Origin of the sequence: Ruminococcus sp. 1001713B170207_170306_F1 (assembly GCF_015668065.1) — a bacterium.
Classification (GTDB): domain Bacteria; phylum Bacillota; class Clostridia; order Lachnospirales; family Lachnospiraceae; genus Blautia_A; species Blautia_A faecis.
In genome coordinates, this window is the sequence record NZ_JADPEX010000002.1 from 87,739 (window position 1) to 104,770 (window position 17,032).

General features: G+C 42.9%; 16 protein-coding genes. 3 read left to right on the plus strand and 13 right to left on the minus strand.

All coding sequences use genetic code 11. The features are described from left to right. Positions 1–117 precede the first annotated feature (117 nt). From I4V84_RS02100 to nth, 3 genes are all read left to right on the plus strand, one after another. On the plus strand, positions 118–1,014 hold the full coding sequence (locus I4V84_RS02100) for an AraC family transcriptional regulator (protein ID WP_226836606.1): 897 nt from the start codon (positions 118–120) through the stop codon (positions 1,012–1,014). A gap of 141 nt (positions 1,015–1,155) precedes the next feature. Beyond that, positions 1,156–3,414 (plus strand): glycogen/starch/alpha-glucan phosphorylase, encoded by a 2,259-nt coding sequence (locus I4V84_RS02105; RefSeq protein WP_195991144.1) that lies wholly within the window; start codon positions 1,156–1,158, stop codon positions 3,412–3,414. Positions 3,415–3,663: 249 nt separating this feature from the next. Further along, positions 3,664–4,302, plus strand: coding sequence for an endonuclease III (nth, locus tag I4V84_RS02110; protein ID WP_187566123.1), 639 nt, complete (start codon positions 3,664–3,666; stop codon positions 4,300–4,302). A gap of 97 nt (positions 4,303–4,399) precedes the next feature. Here the strand turns inward: nth and I4V84_RS02115 are convergent, their stop codons facing one another. The 13 genes from I4V84_RS02115 to I4V84_RS02175 all read right to left on the minus strand — a co-directional run bounded on the left by I4V84_RS02115 (position 4,400) and on the right by I4V84_RS02175 (position 17,011). Then, positions 4,400–5,110 carry an ABC transporter permease subunit gene (locus I4V84_RS02115; protein WP_334285986.1) on the minus strand — a complete coding sequence of 237 codons (711 nt, stop codon included), beginning with the start codon at positions 5,108–5,110 and terminating at the stop codon, positions 4,400–4,402. A 34-nt stretch (positions 5,111–5,144) separates the two neighbouring features. Beyond that, positions 5,145–6,182, minus strand: coding sequence for an ABC transporter substrate-binding protein (locus tag I4V84_RS02120; RefSeq protein WP_148462176.1), 1,038 nt, complete (start codon positions 6,180–6,182; stop codon positions 5,145–5,147). A 348-nt stretch (positions 6,183–6,530) separates the two neighbouring features. After that, on the minus strand, positions 6,531–6,968 hold the full coding sequence (locus I4V84_RS02125; RefSeq protein WP_330382748.1) for a MarR family transcriptional regulator: 438 nt from the start codon (positions 6,966–6,968) through the stop codon (positions 6,531–6,533). A gap of 99 nt (positions 6,969–7,067) precedes the next feature. Beyond that, positions 7,068–8,828, minus strand: a complete 1,761-nt coding sequence (locus tag I4V84_RS02130) for an acetyl-CoA carboxylase carboxyltransferase subunit alpha (RefSeq protein ID WP_118578793.1) — start codon at positions 8,826–8,828, stop codon at positions 7,068–7,070. Continuing rightward, positions 8,818–10,182, minus strand: a complete 1,365-nt coding sequence (locus I4V84_RS02135; protein ID WP_148462174.1) for an acetyl-CoA carboxylase biotin carboxylase subunit — start codon at positions 10,180–10,182, stop codon at positions 8,818–8,820. The genes I4V84_RS02130 and I4V84_RS02135 overlap by 11 nt, the downstream gene beginning before the upstream one ends. Positions 10,183–10,218: 36 nt before the next feature. Beyond that, entirely contained in the window at positions 10,219–10,647 is a 429-nt protein-coding gene (fabZ, locus tag I4V84_RS02140) for a 3-hydroxyacyl-ACP dehydratase FabZ (protein ID WP_195991145.1), read from the minus strand. 120 nt (positions 10,648–10,767) lie between these two features. Continuing rightward, on the minus strand, positions 10,768–11,304 hold the full coding sequence (gene accB / locus I4V84_RS02145) for an acetyl-CoA carboxylase biotin carboxyl carrier protein (RefSeq protein WP_195991146.1): 537 nt from the start codon (positions 11,302–11,304) through the stop codon (positions 10,768–10,770). 106 nt (positions 11,305–11,410) lie between these two features. Further along, positions 11,411–12,649: a beta-ketoacyl-ACP synthase II gene (gene fabF, locus I4V84_RS02150; protein ID WP_195991147.1), complete on the minus strand. Its 1,239-nt coding sequence runs from the start codon at positions 12,647–12,649 to the stop codon at positions 11,411–11,413. Beyond that, the gene (fabG, locus tag I4V84_RS02155) at positions 12,646–13,386 is read right to left on the minus strand and encodes a 3-oxoacyl-[acyl-carrier-protein] reductase (protein ID WP_195991148.1); all 741 of its coding nucleotides are present in this window, start codon (positions 13,384–13,386) and stop codon (positions 12,646–12,648) included. The genes fabF and fabG overlap by 4 nt, the downstream gene beginning before the upstream one ends. Positions 13,387–13,534: 148 nt before the next feature. Beyond that, a complete protein-coding gene (gene fabD / locus I4V84_RS02160; protein WP_195991149.1) occupies positions 13,535–14,461 on the minus strand; it encodes an ACP S-malonyltransferase in 927 nt (308 codons plus the stop codon). Then, positions 14,454–15,392 (minus strand): enoyl-[acyl-carrier-protein] reductase FabK, encoded by a 939-nt coding sequence (fabK, locus tag I4V84_RS02165; RefSeq protein ID WP_195991150.1) that lies wholly within the window; start codon positions 15,390–15,392, stop codon positions 14,454–14,456. The genes fabD and fabK overlap by 8 nt, the downstream gene beginning before the upstream one ends. A gap of 145 nt (positions 15,393–15,537) precedes the next feature. Then, positions 15,538–15,762: an acyl carrier protein gene (gene acpP, locus I4V84_RS02170; protein ID WP_118578781.1), complete on the minus strand. Its 225-nt coding sequence runs from the start codon at positions 15,760–15,762 to the stop codon at positions 15,538–15,540. A gap of 280 nt (positions 15,763–16,042) precedes the next feature. Beyond that, complete coding sequence (locus I4V84_RS02175; RefSeq protein WP_195991151.1) at positions 16,043–17,011, minus strand: beta-ketoacyl-ACP synthase III; 969 nt, start codon at positions 17,009–17,011, stop codon at positions 16,043–16,045. Positions 17,012–17,032 lie beyond the last annotated feature (21 nt).

The window sequence follows — 17,032 nt, forward strand, 5'->3', positions numbered from 1 at the left end:
CGTTACGGTTCACTGGTAACGTTCCGCGAGGCGTTTTTGTGAACAAAGTTCATAGATAACACAATTCTGCATGCTTCGTGAAGCTTGTGGATAATACTCATTTTCAGGGAGGATGCCATGGCAGATAAAATACCTGATATTTCACCAAACGTAGACGAAACCATGAAGGAGCTTGAAACCCATGGTTCTTTTGAGCTGCCAGTAGAAACTTATACAGATAATTGTGAGATTTTCCGCTCCTTATACAACCACTGGCATAAAGAAATGGAGATCATCTGTATTGACAAGGGAAACGGGCTTGCAAGGCTTAACCGGGAAACACTGCGTCTGAAAGAGGGAGATCTTCTCATTGTCAACAGCGGTGTTCTGCATGGAATCAAGTCAGATTCCAGACATATTTTATATTACAGAAGCGTGGTGTTTGACCTTAGCTTTCTGGCGGGTCCTGCAGGGGATCTCTGTCAGGAAAAAGTAATCTCCCTGCTTATGGAGAACCGGGCAGAATTCACCCATCTGATCACTCCTGCCAATGAAAATTATAATAATATTTTCCATCTTTTCTGCGAGATCCATAAATGCCACAAGGAAAAACCGCCCTTCTATTATATGAAGCTGAAAGGACTTTTCTATGGGCTTTTTTATGAAATGCTGGCAGGAAATTACATCATTACTACAGATGCCGAACAGAACAGGAATCTTTTATCTGTAAAAAAGGTCCTGGACTATATCAGTGCCCATTACCGTGAGCCTCTGTCTGTAAAGGAACTGTCCGGTCTTTCCAATTACAGTGAATTCTATTTTATGAAGCTGTTCAAACAGTATACCGGAAAAACAGCAGCAGCCTACCTGAATGACTACAGACTTGAAAAGGCAAAGTCCCTGCTTTTGCATACAGATGCATCTGTGACGGACATTGCTCTAGATGTAGGTTTTAACAATACCAGTTATTTTATAAAAAAATTTCAGGAAGCCAATCAGCTGTCCCCTCACAAATTCCGCAAAAAAATGTCATAACAGAACAGTTTTGTTGTATTTTTCTAAGAGATGCATATGCTAATATAACACCATCGAACAAAGGTGATGTCCACGGCATCAGGCATACCGGTGGATTTCAGACGAGCATCATTCACACGCTCTCGAAAGGAGAAAATAATTATGAAAGCTTTAGAAACTATGATCCAGAACATGTTCCACAAAGACTGCGCAGCATGTACCGACCAGGAAGTATACGAAGCACTTCTCACCTATACAAAAGAGCAGTTAGCTGCAAAAGGCTATCACGATGGCAAGAAAAAAATTTACTATATTTCTGCCGAATTTCTCATTGGTAAGCTTCTTTCCAACAATCTGATCAATCTTGGAATCTACGATGAGGTTGCAGAATTTCTGAAAAAAAATGGCAAATCTCTTGCAGAAATTGAATCTGTTGAGCCGGAACCATCTCTTGGAAATGGTGGTCTTGGACGTCTGGCTGCATGTTTCCTGGATTCTATTGCAACACTTGGACTTCCTGGAGAAGGTATTGGTCTGAATTACCATCTTGGACTTTTCAAACAGGTTTTTGAAGACAATCTTCAGCATGAAGTACCGAATCCATGGATCACTCCTGATTCCTGGCTGACTGCTACAAATGTAACTTATATGGTTCCTTTCAGAGGTTTTTCCCTGAAATCTACCATGTATAGTATTGATGTTGCAGGCTATGAAAACAAAGCGATCCACCTTAATCTTTTTGACATTGATCTGGCAGATGAGTCCATGGTTCATGATGGAATTACCTTTAACAAAAAGGATATTCTCCACAATCTGACACTGTTCCTGTATCCGGATGACAGTGATGAAGATGGACGTAAGCTTCGTGTTTACCAGCAGTATTTCATGGTCAGCAATGCCGCTCAGCTGATTCTGGATGAGGCAGTTTCCAAGGGAAGCAACCTTCATGATCTGGCTGATTATGCTGTTGTTCAGATCAACGACACTCACCCAAGTATGATCATTCCTGAGTTCATCCGCCTTCTTGGTGAGCGTGGAATTGACTTTGATGAAGCTGCTGAAATCGTTTCCCATGTATGTGCATATACCAATCATACAATTCTGGCTGAGGCACTTGAAAAATGGCCAATCCATTATCTGGAAGACATTGTTCCACAGCTGGTTCCGATCATCCGCAAGCTGGATGAAAAAGTAAAAGCCAAATATCCGGCTGAAAATCTTGCTATTATTGACAGCAATAATCTGGTTCATATGGCACATATGGACATTCATTATGGCTTCTCAATCAATGGTGTTGCAGCCCTTCATACAGAGATTCTGAAGAACTCCGAGCTGCATCAGTTTTATGAAATTTATCCTGAAAAATTCAATAATAAGACCAATGGTATTACTTTCCGCCGCTGGTTAATGTATTGCAACCAGCCACTGACCAAGTTTATTTCTTCACTTATTGGAGAGGGTTATAAGAAAGATGCCGATGAACTGAAGAAGCTTCTGGCTTACAAAGATGACCAGAAGGTTCTGGATCAGCTGCTTGAGATCAAGACAAATGCAAAGAAGATCTGCAAGGATTTTGTTCTGGAAAATACTGGCATCGAGATTGATGAAAACAGTGTTTTTGATATCCAGATCAAGAGACTTCATGAGTATAAACGTCAGCAGTTAAATGCTCTTTATATTATTTATAAGTATCTGGAAATCAAAGACGGAAAGAAACCGGAAAGACCGATTACTTTCATCTTTGGTGCAAAAGCAGCTCCTGCTTATTACATTGCAAAAGATATCATTCATCTGCTTCTGACTCTGGAACCCCTGATTCAGAATGATCCGGACGTAGCACCTTATATGAAGCTTGTTATGGTGGAAAACTACAATGTAAGTGCTGCTGAAAAACTGATCCCTGCCTGCGATATTTCCGAGCAGATTTCCCTGGCTTCCAAGGAGGCAAGCGGTACCGGAAACATGAAGTTTATGCTGAATGGTGCTATTACTCTTGGTACTATGGACGGAGCAAATGTTGAGATCAGCGATCTGGTTGGCAAGGATAATATTTATATCTTTGGTGAGTCCAGTGATGAAATTATCAAGCATTATGAGAAGATGGATTACAATTCCAGATCAATTTATGAGGGAGATGCTGATATTAAAAAGTATGTAGATTTTATTGTCAGCGAGCCGATGCTGAAGCTTGGTAAAGAGGAACATCTGAGAAACTTCTATAACGAGCTTTTGAATAAAGACTGGTTTATGACTTTGCTGGATCTCAAAGATTATATTAAAGTTAAAGATCAGGTATTTGCAGATTATGAAGACCGTAACAGCTGGGCAAAGAAAATGCTTGCAAATATCGGTGAGGCAGGATTCTTCTCTTCTGACAGAACCATTGCACAGTATAATAAAGATATCTGGCATTTAAACTAAAAAGTGCATCCCGCGGCAGTATATATAGCTGTCGCGGGATTTTTTTTAACAATATTCACATTTTCACTCTGAAGTATTACTCTTTTTCTGTTACTGTCTGCAGAGTCAACAGTGATTTTTTTCCCATTACTGGTCACTCCGTGACCAGTAACTTTTTCCTAAGTTCATACAAAATAGCGCAGCATAAACTTGCAAAATCGAAGATTTCCAATTACAATGAATACATCATTCATGAAAGGATTTTACAAAATGACAAAGGAAGAACTCGCTCTTGAAGTAATAGATCGATTAAAGAAAGAATACCCCCTGGCAGATTGCACTCTTGATTACGACGAAGCCTGGAAACTGTTGGTTAGCGTACGGCTGGCAGCACAGTGTACAGATGCCAGAGTCAATGTTGTAGTGCAGGATCTGTATGCCAGATATCCGGACGTAGCCGCACTTGCAGCAGCTACCCCTGAAGAAATTGAAGCGATTGTAAAGCCTTGCGGACTGGGAAAAAGTAAAGCCAGAGACATCAGCGCATGCATGAAAATCCTGCATGAAAAATACCATGACAATGTTCCATGTGACTTTGACGCTCTTCTCGCCCTCCCTGGTGTAGGACGCAAAAGTGCCAATCTGATCATGGGCGATGTATTCGGTAAACCAGCTATTGTCACTGATACACACTGCATTCGTCTCACCAACCGGATTGGCCTTGTGGATGGAATCAAGGATCCTAAGAAAGTTGAAATGGCACTGTGGAAAATCATTCCGCCGGAAGAGGGAAATGACTTCTGTCACCGCCTGGTAAACCACGGACGGGAAGTCTGTACTGCCAGAACCAGGCCTTATTGCGACAGATGCTGTCTCGCTGATATCTGCGCAAAAAACGGAGTAGACTAAAGCAAAGGCTTTCTGCAGGATATGCAGGTTTTAAAGCTCCCTATAAAAAGGAAGCATTTTCGCCCGGATATTTTCTCGAAAATGCTTCCTTTTACGGTTATTCTCCCACACTTCTTCTCAACGCAAACATAAAAATCTTCTCAAATCCCACACTCACTGCAATAATGACAATTGTCCATGCAAACAGGTCTGGTGTCTCCAGATACACCTTGGCTTTGTATAATTTTTCACCGATGGAACCAGCAGGAATGCCGATTACTTCAGCCGCAATCCCCGCTTTCCAACAGAGACCAAGTCCCAGTTTACAGGCAGTAACTGCATATGGCATAACCTGGGAAAGATAGATAAATTGTAATTTTTTTCCCACTCCCGCTCCAAAGGAATCTGCCATCTCCAGAAGCTGTTTGTCCGTCTGCCTGATTCCTTCCAGAATATTTGTATATACCACTGGAAAAACCATGAGAAACGAAATAAAAACGGATAAGTTTCTGGATGGGATCCAAATCAGGCACAGAATGATAAAAGAAGCAACTGGCGTAGCTTTTATCACCATGATCAATGGCTCCATCAGCACTTCCACAGCAAAAAAAGCAGAAGAAAGCGCCGCCAGAACCGTTCCCAGGATCAAAGCCAGAGAAAATCCCAGTATAATCCTTACGAAACTGAACACCACAGATTTCCAGAAATCTCCCATTACAATCAATTCGGTAAGTCTCTTTATAACAGAAACAGGAGATGCCAGAAGGATCTCCTGTTTCAGCCACATACTGGTCAGCTGCCATACCATAATCCATACAGCAGCTGCCACAATTTTATAAAATATCCGATATTTTTTTGCCTTATCAGCGTTTATAATAGAAGTCCTCATCTGGTAACTGACCTCCGATTGTTTCCGGATTCTGCTCATTTAGTGTGTTCAGATAGCCGGAAAGAATGGTCTGCATTTCGTCGCCCTCCATGAATACAATACTGCATTCCGGAATGGCTTTTGCTGCAACTTCTGCCGGAATAATATCATGGTTTCCAATGATCTGGGCAGCTGCTTCTGTATCAGAATTTACAAATTCTACAGAGTCCTTATATGCATCCATAAACGCATCAATATCTGCTTCATGCTCTTTCAGATAATCATTTCTGGCAATTACAACACCTGTTACCAGCCTGCTTCCATCTGTTGCAGAAGACTCCCAAAGCTCATTCAGGTCAAGGGCCACACGAAGGTTCTCATTCTTCATAAGTGCAGTGGTTACAAAAGGCTGTGGAAGAAGTCCAACTGCTGTCTGGTCTTCTGCAAGCGCTGCTACAACCTCTGCATGCTCAGACTTGTACTCAATGGTCACATCCTTCTCCGGATCCAGTCCATTAGACTTCAGAACAGAGTTTAACGCATACTCCGGAGTCGCACCTTTACCACTGGCATAGATCGTTTTTCCCTTTAAATCATCTACAGACTGGATGGAATCACCATTCTCCACCAGATAAAGAACACCAAGAGTATTTACTGCCAGAACGCTGACGTTTTTATCTGTTTTCTGATATAAAACGGAGGCTAAATTGGATGGAACAGCTGCTACATCTACCTGTCCCTGAACGATCATTGGGACAATTTCATCTGGAGATGCAGCAAGGGAAAACTCGTAATTCTCATCGTCCAGAAGCTGTGCCATTCCCATTGCAGTAGGACCCTTCAGTGCCCCAATTTTCATTACAGAACTGTCTGAATCCGTCTCATCAGCCGGCTCTTCTGATGTCTCATCTGCCGCTTCCGTTTCTTCCTTCTGTTCTTCTGCCAATACAATATTTGCGCTTCCAATACCTCCAGCCATTGTTCCAACACCAAGTGCAGCGGCCATAAACCATGATAATGCTCTTCTCTTCATAGAATGTCCTTTCCGGATCTTTACCTGATCCCATCAGTTCGTAATAGGTTACTGTTCACTGGTAACATTCCGCGAGGTGTTTTTTGTGAACAAAGTTCACAGAAAACCCGAGAGTTGCGGCGCGAAATCATGCAAAGCATGATTTCTGTGCATCGCGAAGCGTGTTACTGTGAACGGAGTGAACAGTAACCGTAATAGAAACTATACTGCTACAGCAGTCAGATATTTGTCTCTTGGATTTATAGTCAAACTATATGCGTCATAATCATTATCCAGATCAAAACATGGAATTCAGGAAAAAGAGAAATTCAGTTTCGTCACAGTCAAAATAATCCGGTTCTACCCATATCATGCTTTATACTGCCTGAAGAAAAGGGTCAGACTGTCCAGGGCCTTGGCAAGGACAAGCGCTTCCTTCTCGTCCAGTACATCAAGCACTGCATCTGTCATTTTGCGGTGAAATTCCGCATGGTGATGATATGCCTTTCTTCCTTTCAGGGTGAGATGGATAAATACCACACGGCGATCCTGCTCACTTCGCTCCCTTGTGGCGTATCCCTTTTTTACAAGGCTGTTCATGGAAGTAGTCAGGGAACCTACGGTGATATTCAGTTTGGCCGCAATGTCGGACATTTTGTTCCCACCAAGGCCTACAGCTTCAATAATATGCATATCATTATTCGTGATATCCTTATATTCTTCCGTAATGATTGCCTGCTCTTCCAGCTCCATAATCTCGTTAAACAGATGTACCAGTACATCATTAATAACTTCCCTGTTCTCCACTCTTTTCTCTCCTATAATGTGACAACATTATTTTCTATAAAACATTCAAGCAAATATTTACGGTAAGTATATCACAATTTGATATGTTTTTCTACAATTTTACAAATTTCTAAAACGAGTATAGCGCTTATTCAGTAATTTTTCCGGCTCAAGCATCTGATATATTTCCAGGAATTCTTCTATTCTGTTTTTCAACTCTTCCATGGTATCTGCCATATTTTCTCTGGTAAGAGGCTGATTCTCAGGGATTACCTGCTCAATAATTCCAAGGTTCTTCAGATCTGTAGCTGTCAGCTTCATTACTTCTGCCGCTTCCTTTGCCCGTGTGCTGTCTTTCCACAAAATAGATGCAAAGCCTTCTGGTGAAAGAATTGAATAAATGGAATTCTCCATCATCCAGACCTGATCACCTGCGGCAAGAGCAAGGGCTCCACCGCTGCCGCCTTCTCCGATTACAATAGAAAGCACCGGAACTTTAAGGCTTGAGAGCTCATACAGATTTCGGGCAATTGCCTCTCCCTGGCCCCGTTCTTCCGCCTCCAGTCCACAGAATGCCCCAGGTGTATCCACAAGGCAGATCACTGGTCTGTGGAACTTTTCTGCCTGCTTCATAAGACGCAGGGATTTTCGATAACCTTCCGGAGAAACCATGCCAAAATTATGGGCAATATTCTCTTTTGTACCATTTCCTTTTTCCTGGACAATCACAGTTACAGGCTTTCCTGCCAGGTATGCAATACCGCCAACCAGAGCCGGGTCATCACCAAAAAGTCTGTCTCCATGAAGCTCTGTAAAATAATCAAACAACCATGGAAGATAATCTTTTCCTGTTGGGCGTTCTTTGCTTCGTGCAAGAGAAACATGCTCCCAGGCAGATTTTTTTGCTGTGATTTTCGTCGTAAAATCCACATTCAATTTGCTGTTTACAGACATGCTATCAGCTGAATCAGATTTTTTTACAGAAATATTCTCTGCATTTTCCTGTCCTTCCAGACTTTCTGCGCAGTCATTTTTACAGTGCATTTTCAAGAGTCTGGCCAGTGTTTCTTTCATGTTCTTTCGTTCTGCAATCTGATCAATAAATCCATGTTCCAACAGAAATTCTGAACTCTGAAATCCTTTAGGAAGCTTCTGCCGGATCGTTTGTTCTATCACTCTGGGACCTGCAAAACCAATCAATGCACCTGGTTCTGCCAGGATAATATCTCCCAACATGGCAAAGCTTGCTGTCACACCACCGGTAGTTGGATTCGTAAGGACACTGATATAAAGAAGCCCGGAATCGCTGTGTCTTTTTAAAGCTGCGGAAGTCTTTGCCATCTGCATCAGGGATACAATTCCTTCCTGCATTCTGGCACCTCCTGAGCAGGCAAAAAGCACTACAGGCAGACGTTCCTGTGTTGCCCTTTCCACTGCTCTGGCGATTTTTTCTCCCACATTTTCTCCCATACTAGCCATGAGAAAACGGCTGTCACACACTCCAAGCACTACAGATATTCCGCCTATTTTTGCCTTTCCTGTGACAATTGCTTCGTCCAGGTTTGTCTTTTCCTGAAGCTTTTTTACCTTCTCTTCGTACCCTTTATAGGACAAAGGATTACTTATTGGCATTACCTTATCCCACTCTTCAAAGGTTCCTTCATCTGCCAGCATTTCGATTCTTCTCCTTGCATGAACACGGAAATAATTGCCGCAATGCGGACAGATATAGGCATTCTTTTTCACCTCATCTACAAATACAGCGGCCTTGCAGGCATTGCATTTCTTCAGCATACCATCCGGCACTTCTGGTTTCAGTTCTTTATCTGCACCTGCAGATTTGTTTGCAATTGTACGTTTAAAGGCATATCTAAGCTTCATTTACCTTCACTCCTCCGATCTGATGACTCTCCAGAAAGCCGATATCAAATACACCTTTCTGATAGTCCGGATCGTTCATAATTTCAAACTGATAGTCTACATTTGTATCAACACCCTGAATGATCATTTCTCCCAGAGCGCTTTTCATTTTTGCAATTGCTTCCTCACGGTTATTGCCGTGTACGATCAGCTTTGCAAGCATGGAATCATAATACGGTGGAATCTGATAACCATTGTAAATTCCTGTATCTACCCGGATTCCCTGGCCTCCGGGAAGATGAAGATCCGTGATTGTTCCAGGTGACGGGCGAAAATTTTTCCATGGATTTTCGGCATTAATACGACATTCTATAGCATGTCCCTGAATATGAATATCTTCCTGGGAAAAAGGCAGAGCTTCCCCGGAAGCAATCCTTAACTGCTCCTTAACCAGATCCAGACCGGTAACCCATTCTGTCACAGGATGCTCAACCTGAATACGGGTATTCATCTCCATAAAATAAAATTTCCCTGTCTTTTCAAGGAGAAATTCAATAGTTCCGGCATTTACATAATGTGCTGCTTTCGCCGCTTTTACTGCTGCAATTCCCATCTCTTTCCGCAGCTCTTCTGACACTGCCATAGAAGGAGATTCTTCAATCATTTTCTGATGATTTCGCTGAATCGAACAGTCCCTTTCTCCAAGGTGTACTACATTTCCATGACTGTCTGCAAGGATCTGAAATTCAATATGTCTGGGATGTTCCACAAAATGCTCGATATACATGGTTCCATCTCCAAATGCGATCTGAGATTCCTTCTGGGCTGTAAGAAATGCCAGTTCAAAGTCCTCCGGAGAGAAGGCAGTTCTCATACCTTTTCCACCGCCTCCAAGAGCTGCTTTTATGATGACCGGATAGCCAATCTGACTGGCCTCTCTTGCTCCTGTTTCCACATCCAGAATAGCTTTTGTAGTGCCGGGGATTACTGGAACTCCTGCTGCTTCCATGGTATTTCTGGCAATCTGTTTGTTTCCCAGATTCTGGATTACCTGTGATGGAGGTCCCACAAAAGTGATGCCGCACTGCTCACAAATCTGGGCAAATCTGGCATTTTCAGATAAGAAGCCAAATCCAGGATGTATTGCATCTGCACCGGATACTATGGCGGCACTGATAATACTTTCCATATTCAGATAACTTTTAACAGAAGGTCCCGGTCCAATACAGATGGCTTCGTCTGCAAGCTGCGTATGCAGGCTTTCTTTGTCTGCCTCAGAATACACTGCAACTGCTTCTATTCCCATTTCCCGACAGGCGCGGATGATCCTTACGGCAATTTCTCCGCGATTGGCAATTAATAACTTTCTGATCATAATTTCACCCTTCCGAGTATCGTAATATATATCTATCTAGCCCACCATAAAAGTAAGTTCCGCTTTCACTACAACCTTTCCATCCACAGTTGCCACAGCCTCTCCAACACCCATAGGCCCTTTCTGTTTAATGACTTTCATTTCCAGTTTTATCTTATCTCCAGGCTGAACTTTTCCTTTAAACCGGCACTTGTCAATACCGCCAAAGTAAGCAATCCTGCCTTTGTTTTCCGGCTTGGAAAGAATCGCGACCGCACCTGTCTGTGCCAGTGCCTCCACGATCAGAACGCCTGGCATTACCGGTTCCTGGGGAAAATGTCCTTTAAAAAAATCCTCCCGGAATGTGACACATTTATAGCCAACAGCAAATTCTCCCGGTTCATAATCTTCGATGTAGTCAACTAAAAGAAACGGGTGACGATGAGGAAGAATTTCCTCAATTTGTTTTATATTTAAGTGATTCATATCTGCTCCTATTTCATTGAAAACGAATGTATTTATCCTATTTTTGATAAAATGGTCTGCGCGTCAAAAGGAACTCTGACCCTTTAACATGGATATTATAAAAATTAGCTTCTGTCTATATCAGCGGATTACAAATAATGGCTGTCCATACTCTACAGGCTGACCATTTTCAACCAGAATTTCTGCAACTTCTCCATCGAAATCGCTTTCAATATCGTTCATCAGTTTCATAGCTTCTACAATAGCAAGAATCTGTCCTTTTTTTACTATATCTCCCACTTTTACAAAGGCAGGAGCATCCTCAGATGGAGCTGCATAGAATGTTCCTACCAGAGGAGATTTCACAGTATTTCCTGTTGGTTCTCCGTTGGAAATCACTGTATCTGAAGCCTGTTTTTTCTCACTTGCAGAAAGTTCTTTATCCGCCATTTTTCTATCTGGAGCCTGTTCTGAAATGCTATATTTTTCTCCATATACGAAACCTTTTTCTCCTGTTTCAGCACCAGATAACATGTTATTTTGCAGGGTTCCAGGTATGATCACAGGTGCAATTTTATTATTTAAAGTCAGTTTCACTCCATCACTTTCATAGCAGAAAGACTCCAGATGAGAAGCTGATACATGGTCAACCAACTTTAATATCTGTTCAAATTCCATGATTTTTTCTCCTTATTTACAGCAATTTCTGCAGCAATTCATACTTTAAATGTAGCTGTTCAGTACCTTCAAAGTTACAGGCTTCGCAAACTGATATTACTCACTTTTACCTGTATTTTTTCATTAAAAGTACTGCGTTATGTCCACCAAATCCAAGAGAATTACTCATAGCATAATTTACTTCCTGCCGTGTTGGTCCGCCGATGCAATAATCGAGATTCAACTCTTCTTCTGTCTCCTTTGTGCCTACAGTCTGATGAATAAAACCTTCCTCAATGGACTTCACACAGACAACAGCTTCCACACCTCCGGCGGCTCCTAAAAGATGTCCGATCATAGATTTGGTAGAATTAATTTTTACCTTCTTAGCCGCATCTCCAAGGGCTGCTTTAATGGCTCTTGTTTCAAAAAGATCGTTGTGGTGTGTACCTGTTCCGTGCGCATTAATGTAGTCGATTTCTTCTGGCTGTATACCAGCTTCTTTCATGGCATCCATCATAGCACGTGCCGCTCCGCTGCCGTCTTCAATCGGAGACGTAATGTGGTAGGCATCGGCAGTTGCGCCATATCCCACTACCTCAGCATAGATCTTCGCACCACGTGCTTTTGCATGCTCAAGTTCCTCCAGAACAACAACTCCGGCTCCTTCTCCAATTACGAAACCGCCTCTTTCTTTATCGAATGGAATGGACGCACGATATGGATCCTGACTGGTGCTAAGGGCGGTCAGATTCGTGAATCCAGCCACACCAACCGGGCTGATCGCACCTTCCGTTCCACCTGCGAGCATAACCTCTGCATCACCATACTGGATTGCACGAAATGCATCTCCGATACAATGTGTTCCAGACGCACAGGCAGTCACTACGTTGGTGCATTTTCCCCTTGCACCAAGAGCAATGGATACGTTTCCAGCGGCCATATTGCTGATCATTTTTGGAACAAGAAGAGGGTCAACCTTGGATGGTCCGCGCTGGATCAGTCTCTGATCTGCAGATTCCATTGCCTGAAGGCTTCCAATTCCGGATCCCACGATCACTCCGACACGGAAAGGATCTTCTTTTCCCATTTCAATTCCTGCATCTGCCATAGCCTCCTTTGCTGCAGCCACTGCATATTGGGAAAACAGTTCCATTCGTTTGGCAGATTTGAAATCCATATAATCTTTTGCATTAAAATCTTTTACTTCTGCCGCAAGCTTCACCTTAAAATCTGCAGTATCAAATCTGGTAATTTCTCCAATTCCTACCTTACCTGTTTTTACACTTTCCCAGAAGGCCTGCACATTATTTCCCACAGGTGTTACTGCTCCAAGTCCAGTCACCACTACACGTCTTTTACTCATAACATTCCTCCGTCTACGCACAAAACCTGCCCTGTAATATATCTGGCTTCCGGTGATGCCAGGAATGCTACTGCCTTGGCTACATCCTCCGGTTCACCATAAGTTCCCATAGGAATATTCTTCAAGGTTTCTTCTTTTACCTTATCAGAAAGTACATCTGTCATGTCCGTTCTGATAAAGCCAGGAGCAACGGCATTTACGGTAATTCCTCTTGATGCAAGTTCCTTTGCTGCAGTCTTTGTGAGACCGATCACACCTGCTTTTGAGGCTGCATAATTAGCCTGTCCGGGGTTTCCGCCGATGCCTACAACGGATGCCATATTTACAATGCGTCCGCTTTTCTGCTTCAACATCTGTCTGGCCACATGACGAATGCAGTTAAAAGTTCCTTTAAGATTTGTATCTATAACTCCGCAGAAATCATCCTCACTCATTGCCATCAGAAGCCCGTCTTTTGTAATTCCTGCGTTATTCACCAAGATATCTATCTGTCCATATTTTTTTACTGTTTCTTTAATAAAAGCACCGCAGGCATCAAAGTCAGATACGTTGCACTGACTGGTTTCAGCCGCACCTCCGGCAGCAATAATCTCAGCTTTCACTGCCTCCGCTTTTTCTTTTGAACCATTATAATTTATAACTACAAATGCTCTCTTAGCAGCAAGCTCAAGAGCAATCGCTCTTCCGATTCCACGGGAAGCACCTGTTACAACTGCAATCTTTTTTTCTGCATTCATTCCTTGTTTTACTCCTGTAAAGTCAGGTGAATATCATATTTTTCCAGCACGACAAACATTAACTTTTCCTTTGTTAACCACTTCTGAATTTCTCCGTATCGGCTGCTTCTGATAATACCTGTATTGTTTTAATTAACTGTTTTTGATCTTATTTTCTACTGTGTATAAGATCTGAAATCTGTTCAAGATCTTCCACATTCTGAATATTATAGGTCTTCATTTCCGGCGCTATTTTCTTCATAAAACCAGCCAAAGTCTTTCCGGGACCAATCTCTACGAAAGTATCCACACCCTCCTGAATCATCTTTTCCACACTCTGCTGCCAAAGAACAGAGGAAGAAATCTGCCTTGCAAGAAGATCTTTTGTCTCGCTGATGTCTGTCACACACTGGGCGGTCACATTGGTCACATAAGGAATCTTCAGACCGGAAAACTCTACTTTTGACAGTTCTTTTTCCAGTTCTTTTCCTGCATTTTGAAGCAAAGAGGAATGAAAAGGACCACTTACTGCAAGGGAAAGTACACGCCTTGCACCGGCTTCTTTCAGCTTCACAGAAGCTTCTTCTACAGCGGGTTTTGGTCCTGTGATAACAATCTGTCCAGGGCAATTATAATTGGCAATTTCAGCCTTTGTTCCTGCAATTGCGGTCTGGATCTTATCTGCATCAAGACCTATAACAGCTGCCATAGAGCCTTCTCCTGCCGGCACTGCGTGTTCCATAAGGATTCCTCTTTTTCGCACAGTTACTATGGCATCTTTCACACTCATTCCACCTGAAACAGCGATAGCACAGTACTCTCCAAGGCTTAATCCGGCAGTTATATCCGGATAAAGCCCACACTCCTCCACCACTTTTTCCATTGCAAGACAAGTAGTTACCAGTGCTGCCTGCGTATATTCTGTAAGGTTTAATCTGTCATTTTTTTCAAAGCAAAGAGCTTTCATATCCAGAGAAAGCCATTGACTTGCCTGGTCAAAAACCTGTCTGGCAGAGGGATACTTTTCATAAAAATCCTGTCCCATTCCAGCCTTCTGTGCTCCCTGTCCAGGGAAAAGAAATGCGATCTTACTCATAAATTCCAGTTCCTTTCAACAACACATCTGTCTCTTTTACCAGCTTTCTGATCAGTTCCTGACAGCTCATCTGCTCCTTCACAAGTCCTGCACTCTGACCAGCCATAACACTTCCCATTTTCACATCTCCGTCCACAACAGCACGGCGCAGGCTGCCAAGCGTCATCTGCTCCAGTTCCTCAAACGGAACTCCTTCTGCCTCTTTTTTCAAGTATTCTTTTGTCATCTGATTGCGGAGAGCACGTACCGGATGACCGGTGGAACGACCGGTTACCTTTGTATCAATGTCCTTTGCTTTCAGTATCATATCTTTGTAATTCTGATGTGCCCAGCACTCTGTGGTTGCCACAAAATGAGTTCCCATCTGAACGGCTTTTGCACCAAGCATGAAGGCTGCTGCAATCCCTCTTCCGTCTGCGATTCCACCAGCTGCAATAACCGGAATGTTCACTGCATCTACGACCTGAGGCACCAGAACCATTGTGGTTGTCTCACCGATATGACCACCGGATTCACATCCTTCTGCCACTACAGCATCCGCTCCGCATCGCTCCATTCTCTTTGCGTGAGCCACAGAAGCAATAACCGGAATGATCTTTACTCCTGCTTCTTTCCACATTTTCATGTATTTCTCAGGGTTTCCTGCACCGGTTGTAACCACTGGAACTTTTTCTTCCACAATTACCTGTGCAATCTCATCTGCGTATGGACTCATCAGCATAATATTCACACCAAAAGGTTTATCGGTGAGTTTTTTCACCTCCCGTACCTGCTGACGAACCCAGTCTGCAGGAGCGCTTGCGGCTCCAATCAGCCCCAGCCCACCAGCTGCTGAAACAGCTGCTGCCAGATGATATTCTGCCACCCAGGCCATGCCGCCTTGAATGATCGGGTATTCAATTCCAAGTAATTCTGTAACTTCTGTTTTCATGAAATTCTCCATTCTGTAATTCCGTTATACCATGCCCGCCTATGGCAAATACATGCCGGAATCATCCTTTAAATAACTTATATTTCCTGACATTCCGGCTGATTATTTCTGTATACTGCCAAAGTCTGAATACAAAATTTTCAAATTACTGGCGACTCTGAAGATAGCTTTCCACATCACCGATGGTCTTAATATTCTCAAGATCTTCAGTAGGAATCTCTACCTCAAACTCTTCCTCCAGTGCCATTACCATCTCAAAAAGATCAAGGGAATCTGCTCCGAGATCTTCTTTGAAAGATGTTTCTGCTGTCATTGTACTTACGTCTGCTCCTAATGAATCTGCTGCGATTTCTTTGATTTTTTCTAACATTTTTTTGTTCTCCTTATTTTGTTTTTTAGATTTTCAAATCCATTTTCAACTTTTTATGATTCAAAGCTTTACTTGGTTGCTGTTCACTTTATATGACCCGAGTGTGTTGAAAAAGACATTCTGCAAAATATACTGCAAAATAGGCGCGCAAATTGCGGAAATGATTTTCAAAGCGCTCTCTAACAACCTATATTTATCAGCCTGAATTACCTGATTTCCATGGCAAAGCAGCCTTTTTTATCTGCTATAGTTTTATTTTTCAAAGCCCTGATACACATTTTTACCACTGAAGCAGGCTGGCTCCATAGGTAAGTCCACCGCCAAATCCTGAAAGGATAATCCAGTCTCCTAAATTTAATCTGCCTTTTTTATTCCACTCATCCAGGAGAAGCGGAATGCTTGCGGAGGATGTATTTCCCAGATTTTCTATATTCATCGGATACTTTTCCAAAGGTTCGTTCATGTGTTTTGACACTGAAGCAACGATCCTTTTATTCGCCTGATGAAGCATGTAAAAGCGGATTTCTTCTTTTGTTTTTCCTGCTTTTTCCAGCACCTCCATAATCACTTCCGGAACTTTGGAAACTGCAAATTTGAATACTTCTTTTCCATCCATCAGCATGTAAGTTGAAGAAATATCTGCGTCTTTTTCTATAAATTGCTGCTGATTGCGGCTGACACAGGTAAGGGCTTCGCCTCTGCTTCCAATAGAATGAACAGCCTGGGTATAGACTGCATTTTCTTCCGCTTCCAGCACCACCGCACCGGCGCCATCGCCAAACAATACGCAGGTACTTCTGTCCTTCCAGTTTGTAAGATGGGAAAGAGTTTCAGAACCAATTACCAATGCCCTGCGATAAATCTGCTGTCCCAGATAGGCCTGGGCTGTATTCAACGCCAACAGAAATCCTGTGCATGCACCGTTCAGATCAAAACAGGCTGCGTTCACTGCACCGATCAGTTTCTGCACTTCGCATGCAGCACACGGCATGATTCTTTCAGATGACATGGTAGACACCAGGAGCAAATCAATCTCTTCCGGTCGCATTCCTGCATCTGAAAGAGCTTCCTCAGCCGCACGAGCTGCCATATAAGCAACGGTCTCTCCACCGCTTGCAATGTGTCTCTGACCGATTCCGGTTCGCCCACGAATCCACTCATCACTTGTATCCATCATGTGGGACAGTTTGTCATTGTCCCACACCTGAACCGGCCTGTAGGAACCGGTTCCCTTTATTTTTCCAACCATAATACCCTCCAGGTATGTTGT